General features: G+C 39.0%; 17 protein-coding genes and 1 pseudogene. 11 read left to right on the top strand and 7 right to left on the bottom strand.

Annotation, left to right across the window (positions count from 1 at the left end):
- Positions 1–5: 5 nt before the first annotated feature.
- On the bottom strand, positions 6–908 hold the full coding sequence (locus tag NSQ94_RS16810) for an AEC family transporter (protein WP_063387889.1): 903 nt from the start codon (positions 906–908) through the stop codon (positions 6–8).
- Between the two features lie 726 nt (positions 909–1634).
- On the opposite strand from NSQ94_RS16810, the gene NSQ94_RS16805 reads away from it, so the two are divergent.
- Both NSQ94_RS16805 and NSQ94_RS16800 read left to right on the top strand, forming a co-directional pair.
- A complete protein-coding gene (locus tag NSQ94_RS16805) occupies positions 1635–2441 on the top strand; it encodes an IclR family transcriptional regulator (protein WP_063386360.1) in 807 nt (268 codons plus the stop codon).
- Positions 2442–2481: 40 nt separating this feature from the next.
- Positions 2482–3567 (top strand): XdhC/CoxI family protein, encoded by a 1086-nt coding sequence (locus NSQ94_RS16800; protein WP_339195648.1) that lies wholly within the window; start codon positions 2482–2484, stop codon positions 3565–3567.
- Positions 3568–3709: 142 nt separating this feature from the next.
- Here the strand turns inward: NSQ94_RS16800 and NSQ94_RS16795 are convergent.
- A pseudogene (locus NSQ94_RS16795) lies at positions 3710–4562 on the bottom strand (IS982 family transposase).
- 200 nt (positions 4563–4762) lie between these two features.
- Here NSQ94_RS16795 and NSQ94_RS16790 point away from each other — a divergent pair.
- Positions 4763–6373, top strand: a complete 1611-nt coding sequence (locus NSQ94_RS16790; RefSeq protein WP_339192846.1) for an IS1634 family transposase — start codon at positions 4763–4765, stop codon at positions 6371–6373.
- An 821-nt stretch (positions 6374–7194) separates the two neighbouring features.
- Here the strand turns inward: NSQ94_RS16790 and NSQ94_RS16785 are convergent.
- From NSQ94_RS16785 to NSQ94_RS16765, 5 genes are all read right to left on the bottom strand, one after another.
- Complete coding sequence (locus NSQ94_RS16785; protein WP_158640163.1) at positions 7195–8346, bottom strand: AraC family transcriptional regulator; 1152 nt, start codon at positions 8344–8346, stop codon at positions 7195–7197.
- A gap of 195 nt (positions 8347–8541) precedes the next feature.
- On the bottom strand, positions 8542–9339 hold the full coding sequence (locus NSQ94_RS16780) for a fumarylacetoacetate hydrolase family protein (RefSeq protein ID WP_044748620.1): 798 nt from the start codon (positions 9337–9339) through the stop codon (positions 8542–8544).
- A gap of 20 nt (positions 9340–9359) precedes the next feature.
- The gene (ttdB, locus tag NSQ94_RS16775; protein WP_044748619.1) at positions 9360–9971 is read right to left on the bottom strand and encodes a L(+)-tartrate dehydratase subunit beta; all 612 of its coding nucleotides are present in this window, start codon (positions 9969–9971) and stop codon (positions 9360–9362) included.
- Positions 9968–10867: a L(+)-tartrate dehydratase subunit alpha gene (gene ttdA, locus NSQ94_RS16770; protein ID WP_044748618.1), complete on the bottom strand. Its 900-nt coding sequence runs from the start codon at positions 10865–10867 to the stop codon at positions 9968–9970. The genes ttdB and ttdA overlap by 4 nt, the downstream gene beginning before the upstream one ends.
- 117 nt (positions 10868–10984) lie before the next feature.
- Positions 10985–12259, bottom strand: a complete 1275-nt coding sequence (locus NSQ94_RS16765; RefSeq protein ID WP_339194154.1) for an SLC13 family permease — start codon at positions 12257–12259, stop codon at positions 10985–10987.
- A gap of 316 nt (positions 12260–12575) precedes the next feature.
- Between NSQ94_RS16765 and NSQ94_RS16760 the strand changes: the two genes are divergently transcribed.
- The 8 genes from NSQ94_RS16760 to NSQ94_RS16725 all read left to right on the top strand — a co-directional run bounded on the left by NSQ94_RS16760 (position 12576) and on the right by NSQ94_RS16725 (position 21768).
- Positions 12576–14975: a xanthine dehydrogenase family protein molybdopterin-binding subunit gene (locus tag NSQ94_RS16760; protein WP_117017035.1), complete on the top strand. Its 2400-nt coding sequence runs from the start codon at positions 12576–12578 to the stop codon at positions 14973–14975.
- Positions 14962–15774, top strand: a complete 813-nt coding sequence (locus tag NSQ94_RS16755) for an N-acyl homoserine lactonase family protein (protein WP_144597178.1) — start codon at positions 14962–14964, stop codon at positions 15772–15774. The genes NSQ94_RS16760 and NSQ94_RS16755 overlap by 14 nt, the downstream gene beginning before the upstream one ends.
- Complete coding sequence (locus NSQ94_RS16750; RefSeq protein ID WP_327873640.1) at positions 15764–16150, top strand: VOC family protein; 387 nt, start codon at positions 15764–15766, stop codon at positions 16148–16150. The genes NSQ94_RS16755 and NSQ94_RS16750 overlap by 11 nt, the downstream gene beginning before the upstream one ends.
- Before the next feature lie 20 nt (positions 16151–16170).
- On the top strand, positions 16171–17112 hold the full coding sequence (locus tag NSQ94_RS16745) for a xanthine dehydrogenase family protein subunit M (RefSeq protein ID WP_327873641.1): 942 nt from the start codon (positions 16171–16173) through the stop codon (positions 17110–17112).
- A gap of 608 nt (positions 17113–17720) precedes the next feature.
- The gene (locus tag NSQ94_RS16740; protein WP_063386354.1) at positions 17721–18221 is read left to right on the top strand and encodes a (2Fe-2S)-binding protein; all 501 of its coding nucleotides are present in this window, start codon (positions 17721–17723) and stop codon (positions 18219–18221) included.
- A 244-nt stretch (positions 18222–18465) separates the two neighbouring features.
- A complete protein-coding gene (locus tag NSQ94_RS16735; RefSeq protein ID WP_327848476.1) occupies positions 18466–19464 on the top strand; it encodes a thiamine pyrophosphate-dependent dehydrogenase E1 component subunit alpha in 999 nt (332 codons plus the stop codon).
- On the top strand, positions 19451–20455 hold the full coding sequence (locus NSQ94_RS16730) for an alpha-ketoacid dehydrogenase subunit beta (protein WP_339194156.1): 1005 nt from the start codon (positions 19451–19453) through the stop codon (positions 20453–20455). The genes NSQ94_RS16735 and NSQ94_RS16730 overlap by 14 nt, the downstream gene beginning before the upstream one ends.
- A gap of 101 nt (positions 20456–20556) precedes the next feature.
- Positions 20557–21768 carry a dihydrolipoamide acetyltransferase family protein gene (locus NSQ94_RS16725; RefSeq protein ID WP_063386353.1) on the top strand — a complete coding sequence of 404 codons (1212 nt, stop codon included), beginning with the start codon at positions 20557–20559 and terminating at the stop codon, positions 21766–21768.
- Positions 21769–22264 lie beyond the last annotated feature (496 nt).

The raw sequence follows: 22264 nt of genomic DNA, 5'->3' as shown, positions 1-22264 counted from the left end.
CTTTTTTAAGAGAGCAGCGCAAGCAAGAGCGGCACTGTAGCAATGCTGGCCAGCGTCGTGGTTAATGTGCTGAATGAAACTAAATCTGGTTCTGTTTGAAATTGAACAGCAAACATTGTCGTGTTGGCTGCAGTAGGCATAGATGCAAGAATGATTAAAATTTTTGCAAGCAAGTCTTCAAGCGGAAGACAAAGAATAATACCAATTGAAATAATAGGCGATATGATCATGCGAATGATAAAGATGGAAGCGACGTCGCCAGCTTTTACACTTTTTAGCTGGATGTTGGCGAGCTGCATTCCGAGAATGACCATAATGGTCGGAATCGTTGCATCGGCAATCAAACCGACAGGCTGCATGATGAAATCAGGCACCGGAACATGCAGAATTTGAAGCAAAATGCCGGCAGCTGAACCATATAAAACGGGCATTTTCACTATTTTCATAAGGGCGCTTTTTATGCTGCTGTCTTCTTTGCTGCCAATGGCAGCGTAGTAAAGACCGATCGTATTCATTAAAAAGGACTGGATAACCATCATGATGACTGCATAATCAAAAGCAGTTTGACCAAAAACAAACAATATAATTGGGGCCCCATAGTTGCCGCTATTCATGAAAACAGCTGATAACATCATGGCAGACTCTATCGATTGTGGCAATTTTTTTAATTTACTTACAATTTTTACGATAACCATTAATATGAAACATAAAAGCAAGCAAAATATAAGAATATAAAAATAATCAAGTGTAATTTTGTTTGTATAAAATGTCCGGAAGACAAGAAACGGATACATTAAGTATGTCGTCATGACCGAAATAGATTTAATGTCAAAGCCAATTGTTTTTTGCCCTACATATCCGACTGCAAAAATGATAAAAGCCGGCAATACAATCAGTACAAATTCCATAACCTTTTCACCACTCTGCGTAAAATGAACAAACAATAGAGCATTGAGCAGATGCCCAATGCTTTATCACGTAAAGTTAAAGCTGAAATATGAAAGCACGCCAATTCTTTTTTAGATAGTTGCAAAGTTCAAATCGGCTGCCACCTTGCCTGTTCCGTCCATATTCTTCTTACACAAAAGGATAAAATACCATTCTTCCTAAAAATACCCAAAACATTTGAAAGCCCAATTGTTGAGACCACTGTATTAAATTGGTATAAGCAACACCTATTTCAAATAATAAAGTAAAAGCCCAGTTATTAGCAACAAATTTAATAAATTTAAAGATTCACAGAAGAAATCCGAATAAAATGTAAAAGTTATATTGTTAAGGAAAATGAAAAACAACTTTAATTTTTTACGGAACTTTATCATACTCTTATTATTTTATGTCCTTGAAAAGCGGATGGGAAAAAATTTCTAGAACAAACTGCATGATATTTTCCATCTCTAAGAATTTTGTCTTATCACCATATTCTATTTGATCCTGCACAATTTGACGTACTCATCTCTCCTAATGGTTGGTTGCCTGAACTAAGCAAGAAATTTAATAATAGTAACTTCATTTAGAATTTATAGAAAATAATAAAAATTATATTGACATAAAAAAAGGTCTTTTTTATTATTAAAATTGAAACAACGTTCCAAATTTGATTTGTGAGCGGTATCATAGGAGGAGAAATATTCATGGTCAATCCTAAGCCCTCAGATAGACAGATCAATTCAACAGTTATAAAAGCACTCACTGTTCTTGAGAAGGTTGCTTTTGCAAATGGCGGTATTTCATTAGCTGATTTAGTGAAAGAGTTGGATATGCCGAAAACTACCATTTATCGGCTGATCGAAACGTTAAAGCATTGTGATTATATTCATTTAGATGCAAATACTGAAAGATACTATGTTGGCTGGAAAACGGTACAAATCGGTGTTTCGGGATTGAATAATATTGAAGTTGTCGATATCGCTGCCCCCTATTTGACAAAATTGGCGGAGAAAACGGGAGAAACTGCATTTTTGGCTGGCTACTACAACGGAGAAATTGTTTATCTTTACAAAAAAGAGGGGACGCAGTCCATTCGAACGACAGCTCAGCTTGGGATGAGAAGACCTGTTCATTGCACAGCGGTCGGAAAAGCGATTCTTTCCACTTTCACATGGGAGGAAGTCGAAAAAATTTTAGAGGAAAAAGGGATGAAAAAATATACAGAGAACACCATTACAGATGCTCATAAACTTCGGAAAGAATTACTTGAGATTAAAAGAAACGGTTATGCGATTGACAGGGAAGAAATTGAAATAGGATTAACTTGCTATGCCGTACCTATCTTTAATTTTACTGGAAATATGGCCGGCTCAATCGGATTAGGCGGTCCAACAACGAGAATGAGAGAAAATCAAAATGATTTTACATCGCAATTAAAAGAAGCAGCATTTCAAGTTTCCAGAATGTTGGGATACGTTCCGAAAATAGGGGGAGAGACAGTTGAACGATAACAAAAGTATTGTAGACCAAATTTTGGAGAATGGAAATAAAATGAATAAAGCGGCGATAGCGACAGTCGTTCGTGTAAAAGGATCGGCCTATAAACGAGAAGGGGCCAAAATGCTAATTGATGAAAGCGGTAACACAACCGGCTTAATTTCTGGCGGCTGCCTTGAACCCGATGTTGCCGAAGCTGCTAAGCAGGTTATAGAGAATGGAAAACCTGTGCTAAGGCGTTATGATATGGATGAAGATCTCGTCTGGGGGCTGGGGCTAGGATGTCCTGGTACTGTTGATATCTATATTGAAAAAATCAATTTTGATGAATTAACATTAGATCGCTCGATTGAAGATTTTTCAAAGAATCCATTGACAGCTTGGCTTTCTTGTGTAAAAGAAGAAAAAATGGGTGTTTTAGCAACCACTTTAGACTTACTCCGTTCACATTCCGGACAGAAGCAAATTTTTGTTTCTGAAAACTATCAAACGGTAGGTAAGCTGGACAATAATGAATTACATCAATTCGTCTGCGATTTTTCGAAAAATCTATTACAAAGTACAAATCCAAAATCGGAAACAAAAACATTCACCTTATCAAACGGAGAAAAAGTCGATGTATTTTTTGATGTAAATATTCCTCCGATTGAATTAATCATTTTTGGTGCGGGTCATGATGCCATTCCTTTAGCAGAGTTTAGTGTTAGATTAGGATTTAATACAACCGTAGTCGATCCAAGATCAGCCTATCTAACAGAAGCTCGTTTTCCAGGTGCGAAAAGAATTTTAGCAGATGCAAGCTCAATTCCCGAAAAGGTAAAAGTCAGTTCCAAATCGTATGTGGTCATTATGAACCATCATTTGGAACGAGATATAAATGTTCTGAAACATATACTTCATACGGATGCAAGGTATATTGGGATTTTAGGTCCGCGTTCTAGATGCCAAAAAATATTTAAAGCTCTTCAAATAGACGACATTGACCAATATGATCACATATTTAATCCTGTTGGATTAGATATTGGTTCGGAGTCTCCTCAGGAAATAGCGTTAAGTATTCTTGCTGAGATCATTGCTTTTCGAAACAAGCGTGCGGGCGGATTTTTGCGTAAGAAAAAAGACCGTCAGTTAGTATCATGAGCAGCTCATGATCATTTTAATATTCCTAATATTCCCAATATTCAAAATAGTTATCCCTCTTTAAGGAGGTGATTACAAGGATTACAAGGACAAATGATCCTAATCAAAAAATAATTAAGAAACCCGTGGTGCTAGTTGAACTTTAACGCTCAACTAGCCCAAGAATTACGAGTGAATAAGTTAGTAAAATGCCATCCAAAGCTGATTCAAATCCAGAAACAGAGTTGGCTCGAATCTCTGTGATCCGGTACTGATCAATGAGAACTGAAAACACGGTTTCAATGACTTTGCGCTTTCGTTTCATCCACCGTTTCCATGCTTTCGATTGGTGGATCTTCTGGTTTTTCCGAACGGGCGTCCCAAAAGCGATCTTGTATTCATCATACAGCTTCTTTTGCAAGTCTTGGCTCACATATCCTTTATCACCAAGTGCGTACGGATGAGGAAGTTGGGTCATCACGGTTTCTGCAGCTGTCCGGTCGTGGCAGGATGCTTCGGTGACGACATATCCCATCGGAAGCGCTTGGTCGGTGATCTGAAGATGAAGCTTCAACTCATAGTAAGCCATCTTTTTGGATGCACAATACCCAATATCGGCGATTCCTTGAAACCGTTTGACACGATACATTCGTGCGTGGTGGCAGAGTTCAATGGGTAAGCTGTCCACTACTGCATAAGCGTAATGTTGTCCGCGTTTGGCTAGTTGATATCGGATCCATTTGACGGCAAAGCCAAGATTTCAACAACGACGGTTATATCGAGAGCGTTCAGGAAATAAATCTTTCGAAAATAAGTTTCCGATCACCAATCGGTGCCAAGCTCGTTCGGAAGTAAAGTCAAACAGCTTTCCCAAAATGTGAATCGCAATGATCTCGTCATCTTCTTGTTTTACCAAATGACGGTTGCGGCGTTGAAGATGCACAGTTGAGCGGAGACAAAAAAGAAAATGGCGGCATATTGCTTTTGACTGTAGTAAAATGAAAGTGCTCTTGCACGAGAACTTCTCCTATTGATGTTTCGTTGCCCTTTCATTTTAAGCTCAAGTTTGACACCATTTCACTACATGTGGATAACTAAAGGTGATTATACCAATAGTTATCCACTTTTTTTATCGAAAATATAATCATTATGTAGTGTTATGTGGATAACTTTTGTATATTCAATAATATGTAATATATGTTATACTATTAGTGCTATGTATATTCGAATTAATAAGCAAAAAAATAAAAATGGTTCTGTTCGTCAATATCTACAAATATGTCGTACATTTCGTGTAGACAATAAAGTTCGGCAACAAACGCTTTGTAATCTAGGGAGGTTAGAACATTTATTAGAGAATGGCTCTGTCGATAACATAATCGAGGGATTAGCCAAATTTTCAGAGCGTTACTTTGACCGAATTCACGGGCAAGGCTCTTCCTCTTCTGTCTCCGTGCTTTGGACAAAAGAGTTTGGGCCGGTTTATCTGTTCCGAAAGGTATGGGAAAAGTTAGGGCTTGGTCGGCTATTACGTAAAATCATGGATGATTCCGAGGCTGCTTCTCAGTATGACGAAGCCATTTTTGCCATGGTGTTAAACCGTCTCATGGATCCCAATAGTAAGCATTATATCTTCAAACAATGGATCGACACGATTTATGCAGAAGGTCTTTCAGACATTCAACTCCATCACTACTATCGTGCATTAGACTTCTTAAGTGAACAAAAAGAAAAAATTGAGGAACAACTTTATGGACATTTAACCGATTTAACCTCATTAGAAGTAGATATCGTGTTTTACGACACGACAAGCACCTATTTCGAAGGAGAGGAAGCAGACGAACTGCTGGCTCACTATGGTTACTCCAAAGATCATCGTGGAGATCGAAAACAAGTCGTGATTGGCTTATTAATGACCAAAACAGGGATTCCGATTGGGCATCAAGTCTTCCCTGGAAACATGCATGATACGAAGACATTTGGCATGGTGGTTGGAGACCTGAAGAAGCGCTATCCTATTCAGAAAGTCATTCTAGTGGGAGACCGCGGAATGGTTAGTGAAGCCAACTTAGATCAAATTCGTGAACTGGGCATGGAATATATTGTGGGTGTCAAATTACGAAAGTCGAAGAAAGCCCAAGAGCTATTATCCATCCGTGGGCCATATAAGAAGGTTCTCCCGAATCTAAAAGTGAAGTCAAAGAAAATCGATGGCGAAACGTATGTACTCTGTTACAATCCGGACGCTGAAGAACGTGATCGAGCGAGTCGTCAAGTCGTGTTAGAAAACCTTCAATCGAAGCTTGATGAACTCGGTCCATCTGGACTCGTCAAAAACCGTGCGTATTCCAAGTTTTTAACGATAGAAAAAGCATCGGCCAAAATTGATGAAGAGAAGGTATCCAATGACGAAAAGTTTGACGGAAAGTACGCCATTCGGACCAACTCGTCATTAACGGATGAAGAGGCAGCACTTGCCTATAAAGAGTTGTGGAGAGTGGAACAAGCCTTTCGTAACCTGAAGTCGAATCTAGAACTTCGCCCGATGTACCATCGAGTGGAATCTCGTATTCGAGGCCATATCATGGTTTGTTTCCTTGCGCTTGTCATGGAATCCTTTTTGGCCTATAAGCTAAAAGAAATAGGATGCCAAACAAGTGTAAAGGATATTTTGCATGATGTAAGCCAGATGAAGGCCTCGAAAATACGCGTGAATGGTGAAGAGCAAATCGTTCGTACAGAATTACAAGGTCAAGCAAATCTAGCATTTGAAGCACTTGTCACACAAGCGCCTCCTAGAGTATTAGAAAAAAACACGTGCCACTAACAAGTGTAGTGGTACGTGTTGTGGGTAAAGTCCAAAACACCAGTATTTTCGGGCTTTTCTTTAGTGTACTCTGTCAAACTTGAGTTAAGGAGATCCTCATGCAAGGGCTTTTTTTTGCTTGTCTGATTTTATATAGCACCAAGGGTGAAAAAACTGTGTCGCAAAAACACGCGCACCCTCGGACGGAGTATCGAAGAACGCCCGCAGGAATGGGAAGAACGCAAGGAATTCGGCCATTGGGAGATGGACACGGTCATCAGAAAAGTGCAATGATAAAACCCTGATGACCGTAACCGGGCGAAAGATGTGCCGAGAAATGATCGTTAAGATAAACGGAAAGAACAGTGAAGCTATAGTCGCTACCATCGCTGACTTACAAAAATGGTATGGTTCTCTTTTCCACAAGGTGTTCAAAACAATTACAGCAGATGTGTAAATCTATCCCTTTTGGGCTTAGCCAAAAGCGAAGCATGCCGTCCAGCAACTTGACATGGATCCTCTGTGGGCATAACTTGCCAGCTAGGAACCAGCAATAAGGTAAGCTGGCTCTCCATTTAGACTATCATGCCCGCCACCCATATAAAGTTGCTCGATAATCTCAGGAAGCATCCAGCATTCGATCTGTTTATTTAAACAGCGGTTGGGTCTTGGTTTTTTTTTTTAAATCGTTAAATTTATTATTTCCAATTTAAGGTTCCTTTTTTGTTTTAATTTTCTGTGATTTTGATTTTTTGTAAACGTTTTCTTTTTCTCGCATCCTGTTTGTAGGTGCGATTTTCGCCTTTTTGTCTTCAACGCTTGGTATTAGGAAGGATCAAGTACTAATCATTTGCTTCTCTACGCCATTTATCATATAGATTTATAAGTTTAACAACAGAATCATCTAAACTATCTATAATTTCCTTCATATCAAGAAAGTCCTCTTCGCTCAAACCTTTAGGTATTTTCTTGTTACTGATTTGGTCGGCAACAACTTTATTTTTCATTTCTTCCCTGCCCATAAGCAACGTATTAAACTCATGCTCCTCTAAATATCTTTTTTCCCGCAACTCAGTCTCGTGCATCTTTTCTTTGAGGAGCTGCTTCCTGTACTCTGAAGGCGTTTTTCCAAAGTTTTTCTTAAATGCAATATTAAAAGCCTTGACATCAGAAAAACCGTGTGACAAAGCGATATCAGAAATTTTTCTTTTTAAATCCGTTAAGTCATACGTAGCTTCACGAAGTCTAATTCTTGTGAGATATTCGTAATAATTAATACCGAGCTGTTGCTTTACAATTTGAGAAATATAACTTTCATGATATCCTGAAAATGATGAAAGTTCTTCAAGACTAATTTTATTTTTATAGTTTTTTTCAATATACGCAACAATATTGTCTACATCTTCTTTTCTCTTTTTATTTCTAACTAACTCTTTTGAGGACATCATTTTCGGAGGAAAATCTCTGATCAAATTGGCTATTAGCTGATTAAGAAGGCTCTCGAAGTAAATTTTTTCTTCAGGATGTTCACCTTTTATATATTTAACCATTTCGAGCGCTATATTTCTTAATCGGCTAAAACTCTCATTATTTCTAGTTTTAAAGTTAGATCTACATGAAAACTGAAGTAAATGATAGTCTTTGTAATAAGAGCGAAAATATATCGGATTAAGATGAATAACCATAGCTATTGAATTTATCTTTTTCGCAAGAGTAGCATGCCCAACATTAGAGTTAACGAGCATAATATCGTCTTCTTGCAAAATATATATATTCCCGTTTACGCTCATTTCAACCTCGCCTTGAAGAACGATGATGAACTCTAATGATTCATGCCAGTTGTAATGATAATGCTTGATATAATACACGTACTGCTTTACATCTATATCTTTTTTATCATTCTTCCATTCATAGTATACGATACTCATTAAATCCCCCCGACTTTTTTTATATTTGTAAACAGCCCGACAACATTCTTTTACTTTTTTCGACACAAGCCCTATCATCCCCTCTCTCAGAGTGAACTTTTTCACGTCCTTCTATAGGATAGTGAGTCCTAATCTCCCTTCTTCCACATTTTCTCAAACCGTATCCGGGATTGGAAATAATCCGCACAAACAATCAAAATACCCGTGGTGCTAGTTAAGTGTTAACGCTCAACTAGCACCACGGGTAAAGACTAATTGCTTTTACTTCACATAATTACAAAGCTTACCCATACCTTCTACTTCGACGACTACAGTATCTCCTCGCTTCATCGCACAACTGCCGGAAGGAGATCCTGTAGCTAAAACATCGCCGGGCTCTAACGTCATAATTCTCGAAACCCAACTTATGAGATAAGGGATCGAAAATAACATCTGATTCGTATTACCTTCTTGCACAACTTTCCCATTTAAAGTCGTAACGATTCGTAAATTAGTTGGATCAATACCCGTTACAATATACGGACCAATAGGACCAAAAGTATCAAATCCTTTACCTCTAGTAAATTGCGGATCCGTTTTTGTAAGATCCCTCGCGGTCACATCATTAAATATCGTACAGCCGAAAATATAATCTAATGCATGTTCTTCTTTTATATTTTTTCCTTGTTTTCCAACAATAAGCGCTACTTCTCCTTCCATCTCCACCTGGTTAGTTAAATCACTTGGCGGAATGATAATATCCCCTTGATCCGGAATCAAGCAAGACGGCGGCTTTAAAAACAAAAATGGTTCTTGGAGACCAACCTTCCCTCCCGTTTCAACAGCATGTTCAGCATATGTCCAGCCGAAATTAATAATCTTTGATGGTACTATCGGTTCTAAAATCTGCACATCACTATATTTTACTTTTTCACCATCGTATTTTAATTCATTGTGGACAATGTCCTTAAAATCACTAGACAGTTGTAAAATTTCATCTCCTTCTAAAACGCCATAGAAAATATTGCCTTCATATCGTTGATACCGAATTATCGTTTGGGTCTTGGTCATTATTCGCATGATTCACAAAACTCCCTCGACTACTTAATAAATCCTACCTGCTTGCTAATGTACTCATATTGCTCTTCTTTTTTTCTATTAAACTCCGCTTTATTTTGTTCGAATAGATTGTTACCTTCTGCATCAATGGAAACAATTAAAGGACCAAATTCCTTCACTTCACATACCCAAAGTGACTCCGGCATTCCTAAGTCTGTCCAATAAACGTCCTTAATCCGTTCAACTTTTGTTGCAGCATAAACTGCATTACCAGCGGGAAAGACGAGATGAAGAGCTTTATAAGTTTTACACCCTTCTTCTGTCCTTTTCCCCATTCCACCTTTTCCGATAATCAGTTTAACGCCAGTTTTTTCAATAAATTGTTTTTCGAATTTTTCCATTCTCATACTTGTAGTAGGGCCGATAGAAACAATCTCATACTTTTTATCTTCAGTTTCTCTCACGATGGGACCCGCATGGAAAATCGCTTTTCCTTTAAGGTCAATCGGTAACGGAATTCCTCCTTCAACCACTCTTCTATGAGCGACATCTCTGCAAGTAACTAACGTTCCGTTTAAGTAAATAATATCTCCTATTCTTATATTCTTTAGATCTTCATCTGTTATTGGAGTAGTTAATATTTTCTTATTCACAACTTTACCCCCTTGTGTGTGTGAATTTCATAGTTCAAATTTCTATCAAAAGTGATTTTGCCTCTTCTATGCGACCAACAGCCTGTATTAACAGCTACTCCGATAGTAGAAGGATGTCTTGCTGAGTTCACGACGTTAACTCCCATGACAGACTTCGAACCTTTTAATCCTTGAGGACCAAGACCGATCGCATTTATTCCATCTTCGAGAAGTTTCTCTAATTTAGCAGCGTTTTCATTTTCATTTCGACTACCGACAGGCCTCATAAGTGCCAGCTTTGAATTTAAAGCTGCTGTTTCAACTGATGTACCGATACCTACTCCGACGAGAAGAGGAGGACATGCATTAATTCCGTAGCTTGTCATACGATCAAGCACAAACTTGACAACCCCTTCATATCCCTCACTCGGCATTAGAACCGTTGCCACTCCCGGAAGTGTACACCCCCCGCCTGCCATATAAGTATAAATTTCTGCTTTGTCACTACCTTCTACTACCTCCCAAAAAATGCTCGGTGTACCGCTGCCGATATTCTTTCCAGTATTAAATTCATCAAATGTTTCAACCGAATTATGACGTAATGGAGTTTCTTTTGTTGCTTTATAGGTACTCTCTCTTAAAATACTTTCTAACTGTCCAATTAAAGGAAAGTCTTCGCCGCATTTCACAAAAAACTGTAGTACACCCGTATCTTGACAGGAAGGTCTCTTTAACTTATAAGCTATCTTTTGATTTTCAAACATCGTTTTGTATATGGTTTTAGCAAGCTGGTTGCTTTCCTCTTCACTCAGTTCTCTCAATTTACTTTCCACATCATCTGGAAGCTTATAGCTAACGAGTGAAATAAAATTCGACATCAGTTCAATCATTTTTTCTTTTTGCTGTTTTTTATCCATCAAAATCTCAACCTCACTTTCTAATAAGATAATTTTTAAGTCGATTCAACTTTTAAGTATGAGTTTGAACAATGGTACTTTTGTTTATAAGCTAAAATAAAGCGCTTAACCACCATTTTACCTATAGAAAGGAAAGAAAATCGGTAACAAAATCATCGATACAATAATTGAAATAATAATTAACGGTGCGCCAGCTTTTACATAATCTTTAAACTTATACCCTCCTATACCATAGACCATTGTGTTTGCCGGCATTCCAATAGGTGTCGCATAAGCCATGGAACCACCAATTACTGTCGCCATTAAAACGGCCCTTGGATCTGCACCCATAGCACTAGCAATGGAAAGACTTATAGGAACGAGCAATGCAGTTGTCGACGTATTCGACATAAAGTTTGTCATCATCGCCGAAAGTATTAAAATAACGAACAACAGAACGTAAGGAGATGGAGTGTTTCCTACAGCACCAATAATTGAATCGGCTATGACCGCCCCTGTTCCAGTTACATCTATAGCTTTAGCTAGTGCGAGAGAACCGACAAATAACATGATCGTATCCATATCTATTGACTTCATCGCATTACTTTTAGAAATAATCCGCATCGCTACTAATATTAATGCTCCTATCCACGCTGACACATAAAGCTTTATTCCAATTTGTTTTTCAAATACCATCGCCAAAATAGTTAATACGAGCACAATGAAGGACATATGCTGTTTCCATTTCGGTATGCTTGAATAATCGATTTGTTTATTGTAAATGGAATCTGAATCTAAAAGAGTATCTTCACCCTTTGGTAAAAGCTTATGACCAAATAAACTGAAGTACAAAATACCTACAATTAGAATTGGTAAACCTGCTTTGGCATACTCAAAAAAGCCGAATTCTAATCCAATATCTTGAAGCGCTGACTGAGCAATCATATTTCCAGGCGCACCAATTAAACTTAAGTTCCCTCCCATTGCAGCAGCCAACACAAGAGGTAACAATAATCTGGAACGCGAAAAACCGGATTTCGCTGCAATACCTATGACACACGGTATTAAAACTGCTGCTGTTCCAGTATTAGAAAGAAATCCAGACATTAATCCAGTAACTATCATCACAGCTATGATTAACTGTTTTTCTGTTTTAGCAAATTTAGTAACAACCTCTCCGACTTTTTGTGCCATACCCGTTTCAAAAAAAGCAGCACCAACGATAAACATCGCCATGAAAAGAAGAACATTTTCATTAACGAACCCAGCAAAAGCATCAGCAGGCTCAAGAACCCCGGAAACCGTAAGACCAACTGCAACGATCATTGCCGTGATAGATAAAGGGATTATTTCCCATACAAACATAACAATAGCAAATACTAGAAAAAATAAAGTGATAAACACCTCGCTCATCCAACATCCCCTTTCTCATTCTTTATTTTGAATATAGAAGACGTCTTCTTGATGCATATAGTAATCATTTGCAAGCGCTTAATCTATCCAATTTTTTAAATCTTTATTTTCTCGTTTGAATTAGCACTTTTTGATATCGCCAAATAATAAAGTAAGCACTAACTAAAAATAACCTAAATATTCAAATAATAAAATTAACCTTATAAGGCATAAACGCACAATATCCACAAAATTTCATTATCTTCAACAATATAAAAAAATACTTAGTAAAAACTTTATATTAATTAAGAAATAAAAAAACAGAGGAGGCGAAAAAATGGTTACTGTAAAAAAAGGTTTAGGTGTAAGTTTGAAGCGTAAAGAAGACATAAGACTTTTGACTGGTAATGGACAATTTACCGATGATATTGAAAAACCAGGCATGTTACATTTGGCCATTGTACGGAGTCCTCATGCTCATGCACGTATTGTAAATATTGATGCAAGCAAAGCGAAAAAACTGCCTGGAGTAGTAGCTGTTCTAACGGGAGAAGAGGCACTTCAATATTCAGGACCACTTGCACCGACGATCAATATATTTAACAAAGTACCAGAAGTGTATGCGATTGCCTATAAAAAGGTTCGCTATGTCGGTGAGCCAGTGGCCGTTATTGCTGCCGAAGACCGATATATTGCTGAAGATGCAGTCGATCTTATTGAAGTAGAATATGAGGTTTTACCAGCTGTTGTGACGATTGAAGATGCACTGGAGCCAAAGGCGCTTCTTTATGAAGAATGGGGAGATAATAAACAATTAGAATCGAGAACCACTATCGGCGATATAGACGATGCATTTGCCAATTCGGAATATGTCTTTGAAGAAACCATTACACACAACCGCTACACCGGAACTCCGATGGAGTCTCGTGTATGTATTGCCGAATATAATCCTGGATCTAAAAAGATGACAGTTACATGCTCGACACAGGCACCTTCTCAAGTACGCACGCTGATTGCCCAGACATTGCAAATGCCTGAGCATAATATACGAGTTATTGCCCCGGATGTTGGCGGCGGTTATGGCACAAAGTTGCAGGCAAATGCAGAAATCATTGCTTGTATCATGGCGCGCATGCTTGGCAAGCCGGTTAAATGGACGGAAGACAGAGTAGAGAATATTCTAACTGGAGTTCATTCTAGAGACTATACTTGCACGGTGAAAATTGGGTTCGACAAAGATTTTCGCATCACAGGACTTCAAGCGAAGCTGATTGGAAATATTGGGGTTGATGGAACTTGCCATGCACCGGGAACCCCTGCTTTATCGGTAGCAGGTGCTTATTTTCCAGGTCCATATAAAGTGCCTGTTTATGACGTAGAAATCATTGGGGTCGTTTCAAATAAAGCGCCTTATGGTGCGCACCGCGGATATGGAAAGGATATTGCCAATTATCCTATTGAGCGGATGATGGATATAGCAGCTCGAAAACTTGGTATATCACCAGAAGAATTAAGACGTCGCAACTTTATAAAGAAAGACGAATTTCCTTATCAACAAATTTCTGGGCCGCTTTATGATAGCGGAGATTTTGATAAACTTATGGATCTCGTAATGGATAAAATCGATTATCAAAACTTTAAAAAGAAACAATTAGAGCTTCGTAAACAAGGCAAGTACATTGGACTTGGAATCGCCGCTATGCTTGAGCCGTCTGGCGCTGCTGTCTTTAATGGCATATTTAATGGTTATCAGGCAGCAACTGTACGAATGACGCCTGAGGGACATTTCCAAGTATTAACCAGCCATCAGAACATAGGTCAAGGGGTTGAAACAACGATTCCACAAGTTGTTTCACAAGTTATGGATGTAGATATAGACGATATTCGATTTGTTTATGGAGATACGGATATTACGCCGTACGGATTAGGTCCATTTTCTTCCAGAGGTGCAACGTATACTGTTTCTGCCGTATATGAAGCTGCCAAGATGTTAAAGGAGAAGCTTTTAAAAATTGCCGGTTATCTGCTTAAGGAAGATCCGGAAAATCTTGAAATGGCAAATGGAACAGTAAGGGTTAAAGGGACGACAAATCCGGAAGCAGCCATCAGTTTAAAAGAAATCGGCAATAAAGTTTATCTATGGCCGGGACCTTATGCGACAGTGCCGGAAGGAATAGATTGCAATTTAGAAGCAACCTATACATGGACGAGTAAAGTAGTGAAGTGGGAGCCTGATGAACACGGGCGAGTCAATCTTTATACGACACATCCGACAGGAGTCTTTGTTGCTCTAGTAGAGGTTGACATTAAAACCGGGCTTGTGAAAGTAGACAAATTCGTTGTTTCCCATGATTGCGGCACAATTATCAATCCTATGATTGCAGATGGACAAATTGCCGGCGGCATCGCACATGGAATTGGTGGCGTGCTGTTAGAAGACCTTGCATATGACAGCAACGGATTAATGACAAACCCTGATTTTCAGCATTACTTATGTCCAACTGCAATGGATGTATCAGACATCGAAACCATTCACATGCAATCCCCATCACCTTTTACACCGCTTGGTACAAAAGGAATGGGAGAAGGCGGAACGATTCCGTCTCCAGCAGCAGTAGCGAATGCGGTAGAAGACGCTTTATCACCTTTTGGTGTAATTGTAAAAGATTTACCAATTACTCCTGAACGAGTTTTAGAATGGATTAAGCAAGGGGAAATGCAAAATGTCAAATCATAATTGGGAAATATACCCTTTGGTGCTTGGAGAAGCAGATGTATCAAAGGTATTAGATACATTTTGGTCGCTGAGCGGCGACAAATCGATGGTAACGGTGCCGATTTTAGCTTGGCTTTTAGTTCCGACATTTAATGAAGAGCCAATTTTAGTGGACACCGGTTTTCGAGATGCTGAACGCTGCCAGACCGTTCATGGCTTAGGTCCTCATCGGACAAAACCTGAATGGAGCCTTCGCACCCAATTGAAGAACCATGGCTTTACAGCTGAAGAGATAAAAAAGGTAATTCTAACTCACCTCCATTATGATCATGCAGGAGGATGCGCCGAATTTCCGAATGCAAAATTCATCGTCCAACGCACTGAATTGCAGGCTGCTGCGGCACCAATGGTATCTTCGCAGCTGAAAATCGGGGGAGGGGCGTTATTTTATGACAGAAAAGACATTGCAGAATTAATTGACCCATTGTGGCCTCAAGTTCATTTGATCGAAGGGGATACAGAAATAGCTCCTGGGGTGAAATGTGTCTTATTCCAAAACACTCATACGCCAGGCAGCCAAGCAGTATATGTCCAAACTGAATTCGGCACCGCAGTTATTCTTGGAGACATTGCCAGAAATGTTGAATTAAATATTAATCAAGAAATTCCACCTGGATTAATTTACGATTTAGAGGCTACCTATCGAGCGATGATTCGAATTAAGAATGAGGCTGATATTGTTCTTCCTAGTCATGATTATGAAGTAGTAAAAAAATATAGGAACGGACTAAAAGAAGGGACGTCAGTTCATGAAAATTAAAGGAATTGAACGAGTGGCATTGCAGGTAAAAGACATCGATCAATCGATCAAATTTTTTTCGAGGCTCTTCGGAACAACTTTTCAGCGGCAAAATGTGCAAATAAACGATTCCGTGATAAAAGTGGCTTTTTCTCCGCTAGGAATTGAACTTTTAGAAGAGACAGATTTAGAGAAAGAATCATTGAGAAGCTTTCACCTTCGTGTGGAGAACATACAAGACGTTCATCCTGCTGTTTTGGAAGCTGGAGGTGAGATTCTCGCGCACTTTACAGTGGGAGAAATGGAACATATGATTGCGAAAATTGGAGATTTTCGAATTGTATTTGTATCTTACGAAGGTAATGATTCTTTGAAAGCGTTATCTTCCGGAAAATGATAGGTTAGGGGGAAGAATGAATGAAACCAGTTCCATTTGAATATGTGGCTGTTAAAAGTGTAAATGAAGCGATAACCGCACTCGAAAAGTACGGAGACAATACAGTCATCATCGCTGGAGGACAAAGTCTGATGCAGGAAATGAATTTAAGGCAGGCTCGTCCTTCATGTTTGGTTGATATAAATGGGATCACAGATCTTGATTATATTGAAGAAACGGGTGATGCCATTAAAATCGGGGCATTAACAAGACACCGCACCGTTGAAAAGTCTGAAATTGTAAAACGAAATTGTCCTTTGCTTCAGGAAGCCGTTACTCATATTGCGCATTTCCAGATCCGCAATCGAGGTACGATAGGAGGAAGCCTGAGACAAAATCCGCCAGGCGCTGAATACGGAGTCGTTGCTCGTGTGTTAAATGCTCAGTTTGTCATTGCCGGTCCTGATGGCAAACGCGTACTTTCCGGAGAAGAGTTTTTCGTCAGCCACTTTAAAACAGCAGTGAAACAAAATGAAATCATTGTCGAAATCATATTCCCAAAATTAACAAAAGAGACGGGATATGGATTTTTGGAAGTAACAAGAAGACATGGACATATTCCCATTGTTTCAGCAGCGGCGACTCTTCAGTTAAATGAAGATGACACGGTGAAAGATGCTCAGGTAGCTTTAGGGAATGTCAGCCCTCAAGGTGTCCCTTACAAAGTGCAATCTGTTTCACAATTGATTGGGAAACCATTTACTCAGGAAATTCTTGATCAATTAGCAAACGATATAAAGAATGAAGTCAATCCAGATCCTGAAGCAGATGCAAAAGCTGGCTATACATTGCAGCTTTCGAGAATCATGGGACGCCGTGTTTCTGAAATTTCCAGTGCTGAGTATCGAAAAGAAGCGTCATCCGTATTGAGTATTCGGGCTTTACAAAAGGCATACCAACAAATTAAAGGAACATTTCAGTAATGAAGAAAAATAAAAAGTCCCCTTGGTTTTGATAAGGGTTTGAGGCCGTTTCCCTAACGAAAAAACCAAAGAGGACTCACTTGTATTATAACTCGATGAAAAAATTAAGCAAATGACACTAGTAACAGTCATTACCTGCATTCATCTTTTCCGAAAAGAGCTCGAGATGATCGCTGCTCGTTTCATTTTCGAAAATTCAATCATTGACTTTGAACCATTGAAGAAAGGTCATTTGTAGGTGTTGAATCAGACAAAATGACCGCTATAAAAGGCTTGATCATACCGAGAGCCGGCGGTCTTCTTTTTACGAATGCTGTCACCACCGATCGCTGCGGCTTTAATTCGGAATACAGACGAATTTTTGTAAGTGTACGGAGAACATGTTCGCCTTCACTCGCGGTTACACCGAATGGTCCCAATAGAAGCGACCATGAGACAAATGTAAATTCAAGGGGGTTATAACGGGATGTTTCACTTCCTCATAGATAAGAAAACATCCCTTTACCCATATTTCTTCAATATATAGCATTTGTGCGGGGTTTGAAAAGTTTTAAAGAAAATGTGAGGAAACAACAAATAAATAATGAAAAGTAGGGGGAGGAATTTACATGATAGATAAAACTACTCGCAAAAAAATCACGGTCACTGTCAATGGAACGGTATATGAGCGTGAAGTGAATGTTCGGACATTACTAAGTGACTTTCTCCGAAGAGAATTAGGTTTAACGGGAACACATGTTGGTTGTGAACAGGGGGTGTGCGGCGCTTGTACGATATTGGTGGACGGTCAGGCAGTCCGTTCCTGTTTGCTGTTAGCAGTTCAAGCAGATAATCGCTCTATTACCACCATTGAAGGAATAGGAACGCCTGATCACCTTCATCCGATTCAGGAGGCTTTTTGGGAAAATCATGGTTTGCAGTGCGGGTTCTGTACTCCAGGATTTGTGATATCTGTTTACGAATTTTTAAAAGAAAATCCAGATCCATCCGATGAAGAAATTCGTGAAGCGTTGTCCGGTAATTTGTGCCGTTGTACAGGATATCAAGGAATTATTAAATCGGTAAAAGCAGCTGCAGAAAAATTAAAACAATCGGAATTGGCTGGTTAAATAAATAATCAGGGGCTGCCTGATAAGTTCCTAAAATGAAGGGGCTCCAAAAAGTCAGTTAACCCTGACTTTTTAGACAGCCCCGTAGTTTTTCAAACGACTAGGAAAATCGCTTCTGCTTTAGATGAGATTGTGACTCATTCTTAAAGACTATCTATGTTCGTAATTGACTTTAACCATAATAAAATCAAGATTCTAGCAAAAGCATATCTGTATGGTGATGGAATAAAGGAGGTTTATGGAAATGCAAGAGCTGCTTCAAACATACCACTTAAATGAAAACAAGTTCAATTGGGATAAAAACCGGTTCATACAAGCATGGCGGATTATGAACACGATACGTGTATTTGAAGAAAAAAGCATTCAAATTTACAAAAAAGGACTCATGGGTGGATCACTTCACTCATCTATTGGCCAAGAAGCTGTAGCAGCTGGAGTTTGTATGAATTTGAAAAAAGACGATTATATTTCCATTACGTATCGGGGGCGTGGTCAAGCATTAGCAAAAGGGGCCGATCCTTTTCAATTATTTTCCGAAATTTTAGGAAAGAAGACAGGCTATTGCAAAGGAAAAGGGGGCCCCATGCATATTACATCTCAAGAGCTTGGAATATTAGTAGCGAATGGCATCGTCGGTGCAGGTATTCCAATTGCTGTCGGAGCAGGTTTATCCATCAAAACGTTGAAAAAGAATCAAGTTTCTGTTGCGTTTTTCGGAGATGGGGCGACAAACCAGGGAGCATTTCATGAAGCTCTAAATTTGGCTGCGATCTATAAACTACCGGTCGTTTTCGTTTGCGAAAACAATCTATATTCAGAAATGACGCCAATTAAAAATGCTGTATTAAATGAGCATTTAGCAGAAAGAGGACTGGCCTATCGCATTCCGTCGATCATCGTGAATGGAAATGATGTGCGAGCTGTATACGAGGTTGCAAAACAAGCTGTGGAACGGGCGCGTTCAGGTGAAGGGCCTACCTTTATAGAAGCCAAAACTTATAGATTGTTAGGACATATGATTGGTGATGCGGAGACGTACCGAACAAAAGAAGAAGTGGAGGAATGGAGACAAAAAGAACCGATCAGATATTTTCGGGACGTATGCTTAAAACAAAATGTATTGAACGAAAAAGAATTAGATGAAATACAACAGCAAGTCATACAAGAAATTGACATTGCATATGAACGTGCGATGAAATCTGAAGAACCTGAAATGGAGGAGATCTTTAATGATGTCTACTAATAGAATCATCAGTTATGCCCAAGCAATCAATGAAGCTCTTAAAGAAGAAATGGCATTAGATGATAGAGTAATCCTTTTAGGGGAAGATATTGGTTCATATGGCGGCGTTTTTAAGGTGACAAAAGGTTTGTTTGATGAATTCGGAAAAGAACGAGTCATCGATACACCTATCTCTGAAACCGGATTTATCGGAGCAGGAGTTGGGGCAGCGATGACGGGGTTAAAGCCGGTCATTGAGATTATGTGGATTGATTTTTCGCTAGTAGCGATGGATCAAATTATTAATCAGGCAGCGAAAATGGCCTATATGTCTGGAGGACAAACGAGCGTTCCGATGGTGATACGTACACAAGGCGGCGGGGGAAGAGGAAATGGCGCCCAGCATTCGCAAAGCCTTGAAACATTATTTGCACATATTCCGGGGCTCAAAGTCGTTGCACCTTCTACCCCTTATGATGCGAAAGGATTATTGAAATCATCCATCCGGGAAGGAAGTCCGGTCATATTTATTGAACATAAAATGCTTTACTCTCAAAAAGGAGAAGTTCCGGAAGAGGAATACACGATTCCTTTAGGAAAGGCAGATATTAAAAGGTCTGGAAAGGATGTTACGATTGTTACGCTGTCAAGAATGGTACAGTTTTCGCTTGAAGCTGCAAAAGAACTAGAAAAAGAAGGAATCGATGCTGAAGTAATTGATTTGCGTACACTTGTTCCTCTAGATATAGAAACAGTTAAGGAGTCAGTAAAAAAGACGAACCGAGTAGTTGTTGTGCATGAAGCGACTCGTTCTTACGGCTGGGGAGCTGAAATTGCTGCCAGAATTCAAGAGGAGGCTTTTGATGATCTGGATGCACCGGTACAACGAGTGGGGGCGGAAGATGTTCCTGTTCCATATAACTTAAATTTAGAAAAAGAAATGCTCCCGCAAACGAAAGATATCATTCAAGGAGTAAAAAAATCTTTGTATTTACAATTGGAAACAGTGTAATGGCACAGTACAACAATTATTTGAAAGCATTTTGATAAATAATTGCAATTTATAAACACAAAAAGATGCTATCTATGTGTTATGACGAAGGAGGAAAAAAGGTGCGGCAGGAAATTGTACTTCCTAAATTGGATTCATCAATGGAAGAGGCTCGTATAGTTTCATGGGAGGTCAAAATTGGTGATACCATTAAAATAGATGACCCAATTTTAATTGTAGAAACTGAAAAATCCAGTCTTGAGGTTGAATCGGAAGTAGAGGGAACGTTAGAAGAAATTGTTGTGGATGAGGGTGAAACTGTACCAGTAGGAACTGTTCTTGCATATGTATCGAGTGGTAAGCATTCCACCGATCAAAAAGGCAGTTCCGATCATAATCCTGTAAAAGAAGAGAACATCTCACTAGGAAAGACTGAAAGAATCCGAGTTTCTCCAGCAGCTAGAAGACTTGCAAAGCAACGCGGAGTAGATCTAACCAAAATTAAAGGTTCGGGACCAAGGGGAAGAGTGATTCTGAAAGATGTGGCGGAAGCTGCTGCAAATGTAGTGAATCAAAGTGTTAAAATAGAAAATAAAGTCATAGCATCGATACATGCTAAAGGAAAAAGGGTTAACCTTACAAGTATGAGAAAAACGATTGCGCAGCGAATGACCGCAAGCTTTATGAATGTTCCTCAATTCCAAATCAAGAAAAGAGTCGATGTATCATCCATTGTACAATTGCGGCAGGCAGTAGTTTCAAGCATTGAACATTCGGCAGGCGTTCGTTTATCATTTAATGATTTTCTCATACAGGCGGTGGCTTTAACATTGAAGAAATTCCCGAGGGTAAATGCCTCATTCATAGATTCTGAAGGAGATCCTTATATTTTGGAGCATGAAGATATTAATATTGGTCTAGCGGTTGCTATTGATGACGGTCTAGTTGTTCCCGTCATCCATCAGGCAGATCAATTGTCCTTAATCGAGATTGCAGAAAAAAGAACAGAATTGGTTGAAAAAGCGAGAAAAGGCTTATTGAAGCCTGAAGAAATGCGTGGAGGAACTTTCACAATCTCCAATCTTGGCTCAGTTGGAGTTGACGAGTTTGTGGCAATCGTAAATCCTCCTGAAACCGGCATCTTAGCAGTTGGAAATATAATAGAACAGCCTGTTTTAACGAATCGTCATGAAACTTTGATAAAGCCGATGATCACATTAAATGCTTCATTTGATCATCGTACAATTGATGGCGCCTACGGTGGAAGATTTCTCGCTCAATTATGTGATCAGTTGCAATCAGGTCAATGGAATATCTTTTCAACAGTAAAATAATGAAATCATTAGGAAGTTGCCATGATGAGCATTCGAACATTAAAACAATTTTTCTGAGAAGGACATTAAGCAAAGCTTTTAATCAAGCTATCTTTGACTCTGATCTGAGGAGCAGGAGCTGGTGCACATCGAAAATATTGTCTGAAGATTTAGAATGACTAGACATAATTTTCAACTTGATAGAAACATATAATAGGATTTCCGACCATCTCCTTTTTATAAACCAAGGTCAGCAGGTTTTATAAGCAGTACCGGAGGCAGTACCAGAGTATCACTCGTTTTTGAAAATAAGCTTGCTTGAAAAATTGAAACAAATGACGGAGTTTTAGATGGAGTCTTCTCCATCCTCCGCCATTTATATTTTTAGGCGGTAACTAAAAAACAAGTGAGAACTGATTCATCAACGCCTGTATCAAAAAGTTTCAAAAATTCGGAACAACTTGAAATTTTCATGAGAAGCTTTTTCTCCAAAATAATGTTAGCATGATAGGAGAGT

It is taken from the genome of Aeribacillus sp. FSL K6-2833 (assembly GCF_037965815.1).
In the GTDB taxonomy this organism is placed as follows: domain Bacteria; phylum Bacillota; class Bacilli; order Bacillales; family Aeribacillaceae; genus Aeribacillus; species Aeribacillus composti.
This window is presented reverse-complemented; position numbering and strand designations above follow the sequence as displayed.

Coding starts and splice junctions, on each gene's coding strand:
- NSQ94_RS16810 (WP_063387889.1), bottom strand. CDS start 908: ATGGAATTTGTACTGATTGTATTGCCGGCTTTTATCATTTTTGCAGTC.
- NSQ94_RS16805 (WP_063386360.1), top strand. CDS start 1,635: ATGGTCAATCCTAAGCCCTCAGATAGACAGATCAATTCAACAGTTATA.
- NSQ94_RS16800 (WP_339195648.1), top strand. CDS start 2,482: ATGAATAAAGCGGCGATAGCGACAGTCGTTCGTGTAAAAGGATCGGCC.
- NSQ94_RS16790 (WP_339192846.1), top strand. CDS start 4,763: ATGTATATTCGAATTAATAAGCAAAAAAATAAAAATGGTTCTGTTCGT.
- NSQ94_RS16780 (WP_044748620.1), bottom strand. CDS start 9,339: ATGCGAATAATGACCAAGACCCAAACGATAATTCGGTATCAACGATAT.
- ttdA (WP_044748618.1), bottom strand. CDS start 10,867: ATGGATAAAAAACAGCAAAAAGAAAAAATGATTGAACTGATGTCGAAT.
- NSQ94_RS16765 (WP_339194154.1), bottom strand. CDS start 12,259: ATGAGCGAGGTGTTTATCACTTTATTTTTTCTAGTATTTGCTATTGTT.
- NSQ94_RS16760 (WP_117017035.1), top strand. CDS start 12,576: ATGGTTACTGTAAAAAAAGGTTTAGGTGTAAGTTTGAAGCGTAAAGAA.
- NSQ94_RS16755 (WP_144597178.1), top strand. CDS start 14,962: ATGTCAAATCATAATTGGGAAATATACCCTTTGGTGCTTGGAGAAGCA.
- NSQ94_RS16750 (WP_327873640.1), top strand. CDS start 15,764: ATGAAAATTAAAGGAATTGAACGAGTGGCATTGCAGGTAAAAGACATC.
- NSQ94_RS16745 (WP_327873641.1), top strand. CDS start 16,171: ATGAAACCAGTTCCATTTGAATATGTGGCTGTTAAAAGTGTAAATGAA.
- NSQ94_RS16740 (WP_063386354.1), top strand. CDS start 17,721: ATGATAGATAAAACTACTCGCAAAAAAATCACGGTCACTGTCAATGGA.
- NSQ94_RS16735 (WP_327848476.1), top strand. CDS start 18,466: ATGCAAGAGCTGCTTCAAACATACCACTTAAATGAAAACAAGTTCAAT.
- NSQ94_RS16730 (WP_339194156.1), top strand. CDS start 19,451: ATGATGTCTACTAATAGAATCATCAGTTATGCCCAAGCAATCAATGAA.